This is a genomic window from Mycobacterium sp. (assembly GCF_049683355.1).
Lineage (GTDB): Bacteria > Actinomycetota > Actinomycetes > Mycobacteriales > Mycobacteriaceae > Mycobacterium.
Genome location: NZ_JBAUJB010000380.1, coordinates 1 through 4852 on the forward strand (window position 1 = coordinate 1; position 4852 = coordinate 4852).

General features: G+C 67.6%; 3 protein-coding genes. 1 reads left to right on the top strand and 2 read right to left on the bottom strand.

Annotation, left to right across the window (positions count from 1 at the left end; all coding sequences use genetic code 11):
• Nucleotides 1-1160: GlgB N-terminal domain-containing protein (locus tag WA944_RS21860; RefSeq protein ID WP_526647336.1), on the bottom strand; the 1160-nt coding region annotated here is incomplete at its 3' end.
• 4 nt (nt 1161-1164) lie between these two features.
• The gene (locus WA944_RS21865; protein ID WP_526372451.1) at nt 1165-3252 is read right to left on the bottom strand and encodes a maltotransferase domain-containing protein; all 2088 of its coding nucleotides are present in this window, start codon (nt 3250-3252) and stop codon (nt 1165-1167) included.
• Nucleotides 3253-3434: 182 nt separating this feature from the next.
• On the opposite strand from WA944_RS21865, the gene glgP reads away from it, so the two are divergent.
• Nucleotides 3435-4852, top strand: a 1418-nt coding sequence (gene glgP, locus WA944_RS21870) for an alpha-glucan family phosphorylase (RefSeq protein ID WP_526611290.1), incomplete at its 3' end; no start/stop codon positions are given.

Below are 4852 nucleotides of genomic sequence, written 5' to 3' on the forward strand. Positions count from 1 at the left end.
TAGGTGCCCCAGTCCAACTGCTCGCCGCGGCGCGGATCGGCGTGCTCGTAGAGCGCGGTTCCGTCGAACCGGCCCAGCGCCCACGCGTCCTTCGGGAAATGGGCGGGCACCCAGTCCACGAGGACCCCGATGCCGGCCTGGTGCAGCGTGTCAACGAGATGCCGGAACTCGTCGGGTGTGCCGAACCGCGAGGACGGTGCGTAGTAGGACGTCACCTGGTAGCCCCAGGAGCCGCCGAAAGGATGCTCTGCGACGGGAAGCATCTGCACATGGGTGTAACCGTGTGCCACCACGTAGTCGGTGAGCTGGTCGGCCAGCTCGGTGTAGCTGAGTCCCGGCCGCCAGGAGCCCAGATGAACCTCATAGGTGCTCATCGGCTCGAACACCGGGTTACGCAGCGTGCGGCCGGCCATCCACTCGTCGTCGGCCCAGGTGTACTCGCTGTGGGTGACGCGCGACGCGGTCTGCGGCGGCACCTCGGTGGCGAACGCCATCGGGTCGGCGCGTTCGGTGACCACGCCGTCGGCGCCGTGCACCTTGAACTTGTAGAGTCCGCCGACCGGGAAACCAGGCCAGAACAGTTCCCACACGCCGGTGGAGCCCAGCGCGCGCATCTGCGCCTCGTTGCCGTCCCAGTGGTTGAACTCCCCGATCAGGGTGACGCCCTTGGCGTTGGGCGCCCACACCGCGAACGAGACACCCTCGACGACGCCGTCGGCAGTGGTGAAACTGCGCGGGTGCGCGCCCAGGATCTCCCACAGCCGCTCGTGGCGCCCTTCGGCGAACAGGTGCAGGTCGATCTCGCCGAGCGTGGGCAGGAAGCGGTATGCGTCGGCGACCGCGTGCACGTGCGGCTTCTCGCCGCCGTTGTCGTAGCTGATCTCCAAGCGATAGTCGATCAGATCGGTGAACGGCAGCGCGACGGCGAACAGCCCCGATTCGATGTGTTCGAAGCGGTGCCGCTGGCCCCCGATCACCGCGTCGACCGCCACGGCGTGCGGGCGGTAGACACGGATGACCGTGTGGTCGCCGTACTCGTGCGCGCCCAGCACCGAGTGCGGATCGTGGTAGTCGCCGGTCAGGAGGCGGTTGAGGGCGGTGGTGTGCGGTCGCAGATGCGGGCTCTGCACTTGGTTGGTCAGGTTGGACGCTTTGGTCATGTCGTCACTCCCTACGCAGAAGGGTCAGTCGTCGGTCGGCGGGCAGCTGGGGCATGTTGAGCACATGCGCCACCGCCCGGGCGGGTTCGAGGCGAACGTAATTGCCCTGACCCCAGTGATATTCATCTCCGGTGATTTCGTCGCGCACCCAGAAGCGGTCCTGCTGCTCCATTCCCAGCGCGTCCATGTCCAGCCACAACGTGCCCTCCTCGGGGCCGAACGGATTGAGGGTGACCACCACGAGCACCTGATCCCCGGTTTCCGGATCGAACTTGCTGTACGCCAGCAGGGCATCGTTGTCGATGTGGTGGAACGTCACGGTGCGCAGCTGCTGCAGCGCGGGGTGCAGGCGCCGGACCTCGTTGAGCCGGGTCAAAAACGGTTCGAGGGACTCGCCGTCGGCCATCGCCGCGTCGAAATCGCGGGGACGCAGTTCGTACTTCTCGGAGTTGAGATACTCCTCGCTGCCCTCACGGACCGCGCGGTGCTCGAAGAGTTCGAAGCCCGAGTACACCCCCCACGTGGGGCTCATCGTCGCCGCCAGCACCGCGCGGATCGCGAACATGCCCGGTCCGCCGTGCTGCAGGCTCTCGTGCAGGATGTCGGGCGTGTTCACCCACAGGCTCTGACGGCTGTAATCGGCGTGCTCGGCGATCGACTGGCCGAATTCGGTCAGCTCCCACTTGGCCGTGCGCCACGTGAAGTACGTGTAGGACTGGGTGAACCCGAGCTTGGCCAGCCCGAACAGCCGCGCCGGCCGGGTGAACGCCTCCGCGAGGAACAGCACGTCGGGATCTTCGTTCTTGACCTCGCCGATCAGCCACGCCCAGAAGTTCGGCGGCTTGGTGTGCGGGTTGTCGACGCGGAAGACCTTGACGCCGTGAGAGATCCAGAATCGCACCACCCGCAGTACTTCCTCGTACAACCCGGCCGGGTCGTTGTCGAAGTTCAGCGGGTAGATGTCCTGGTACTTCTTCGGCGGGTTCTCCGCATAGGCGATGGTGCCGTCCGGCAACACCGTGAACCACTCCGGGTGCTGCTGTGCCCACGGGTGGTCGGGGGCGCACTGCAGCGCCAGGTCGAGGGCCACCTCCAGGCCGTGGTCGCGGGCGGCCGCGACGAATTCGTCGAAATCCTCGATGGTGCCGAGCCCCGGGTGCACCGCATCGTGCCCGCCCTCGTCGCTGCCGATCGCCCAGGGCGAGCCGACGTCGTCAGGCGCGGCGGTGACGCTGTTGTTGCGTCCCTTGCGGTGCACCTTCCCGATCGGATGGATCGGCGGCAGGTAGGCGATGTCGAAGCCCATCCGGGCGATTCGGGGCAAGGCCTTGGTCGCGGTGGCGAACGTGCCGTGCACCGGGTTACCCGAACTGTCCCACCCACCGGTCGACCGGGGGAAGAACTCGTACCACGAACTGAACCGCGCCAACGGCCGATCCACCCACACCCCGTGCTGCTCGTCCCGCGTGATCAGCTCGCGCAACGGATACTGGTAGAGCAGGTCGGTCACGTCGGGTGCCAGGGCCGGGCCCGCGCGCCAGAACGGGTCGCCGGGTTCGCGCAGCCGCTCCGCGGCTTCGATCAGCGGGTACCGCATCTGCCGCGGCACCCCGGCCGCAGCGCGTTCCAGCAGGCGGGCTCCCACCAGCAGGTCGTTGGACAACTCGCCTTCACTCTGGCCGGCGTCCAGCTTGGCGATCACATGCTGGCGCCAGGTCGCGATCGGGTCACCCCAGCCGTCGACACGGTAGGTCCACAGGCCGACGGCGTCGGGACTGAACTGGCCGTGGAACACATCTGGGGTGCTGCCCGGCAGCATCGGCACGGTGACGGGGCGGACCCGCGGTGCGTTCACCAGTTCCTGGATCGGGACCGGCTCAGGGGCCCGCACCCGCCCGGGTGGCTCGTCGGCCAGCGGGGGATAGGTCGTCCCGTGGTAACGCACCACCAGCGTGGCGGACACTGCGTCGTGGCCTTCGCGCCACACCGTCGCCGTCACCGGCACCACCTCGCCGACGACCGCCTTGGCCGGGAACCGTCCGCCGGATACCACGGGCGCAACGTCATCGATCTCGATCCGACCGGCGGTCACTGGCCACTCCTTGCCCGTGCGGCGCGCGCCGCGCGTGTCGATGTCTGGTCTGGTTCGCTGCCTGGTTGTTCGACCCTCTGGCGCTTATACCCACCGTAGTGCGGACCTCAACCTCGCGGAGCCCGAAGCGGACGCCTACGAACTGATCTGCGCGGGCCACAACGTCAGTAAGGTTGGCTCGCGTGAAAGCTCTCCGCCGGTTCACCGTCCGCGCCCACCTCCCTGAGCGGCTCCGCGCGCTCGAACAGCTCTCCAGCAATCTGCGGTGGTCGTGGGACAAGCCGACCCAGGATCTGTTCGAAACCATGGATCCCGCGCTGTGGAAACAGGTCGGCTGCGATCCGGTGTCGATGCTCGGTCACGTCGGGCCGGAGAGAGTCGACGAGTTGGCCCGCGACGAGTCGTTCGTGCAGCGCCTCGACGCCCTGGCCGCTGATCTCGACGACTATCTGAGCAGGCCGCTGTGGTATCAGCAGCTCGCCGCCGAGACCGGCGGCGGTGCCGACGGTGCGCTGCCCAAGTGCATCGCTTACTTCTCGATGGAGTTCGGCGTCGCCGAGGTGCTTCCGAACTACTCGGGCGGCCTGGGAATCCTCGCTGGTGATCACCTCAAGTCGGCCTCGGACCTGGGCCTTCCACTGATCGCGGTGGGGCTGCACTACCGGTCGGGGTACTTCAGGCAGTCGCTGACCGCCGACGGGTGGCAGCGCGAGAGCTATCCGTCGCTCGATCCGCAGGGTCTGCCGCTGCGCCTGCTCGTCGACGCATCGGGCGAGGCGATCCTGATCGACTTGGCCCTACCCGACGATGCACAGCTCGCCGCACGTATCTGGGTCGCGCAGATAGGGCGAATTCCGTTGCTGCTGCTCGATTCCGACATCCCCGAAAACGAACACGATTTGCGCGGGGTCACCGACCGGCTCTACGGCGGCGACCAGGAGCACCGGATACGGCAGGAGATCCTCGCCGGCATCGGCGGAGTCCGGGCCATCCGGGCGTTCACCGCCGCCGAGGGTCTGCCGTCGCCCGAGGTGTTCCACATGAACGAGGGGCACGCCGGTTTCCTGGGTGCGGAACGCATTCGCGAGCTCATCGAGGCCGGGCTGGACTTCGACACCGCGCTCACCGTCGTCCGCGCGTCGACGGTGTTCACCACCCACACCCCGGTTCCGGCCGGCATCGACCGTTTTCCGGTCGAGTTGGTGGAACGCTATTTCGGGCCGGAGCCGGGGGCGGTGGGTTCGCGACTGTTGCCTGGTGTACCCGTCGACCGCATCGTCGCCTTCGGCGACGAAGACGACGCAACCAAGTTCAACATGGCCCACATGGGTCTTCGGCTGGCTCAGCGCGCCAACGGGGTGTCGCTGCTGCACGGGCAGGTCAGCCGCGGGATGTTCAACGACCTGTGGCCTGGATTCGACCAGGCGGAAGTGCCGATCGGCTCGATCACCAACGGTGTGCACGCGCCCACCTGGGCCGCGCCGCAGTGGACGGAGCTGGGCCGTGAGCTGCTGGGCAGCGACGACCTGAGCTCGCTGCGCGAACCGCAGACCTGGGAGCGGCTCAAGAAGGTCGACCCCGGACACATGTGGTGGATACG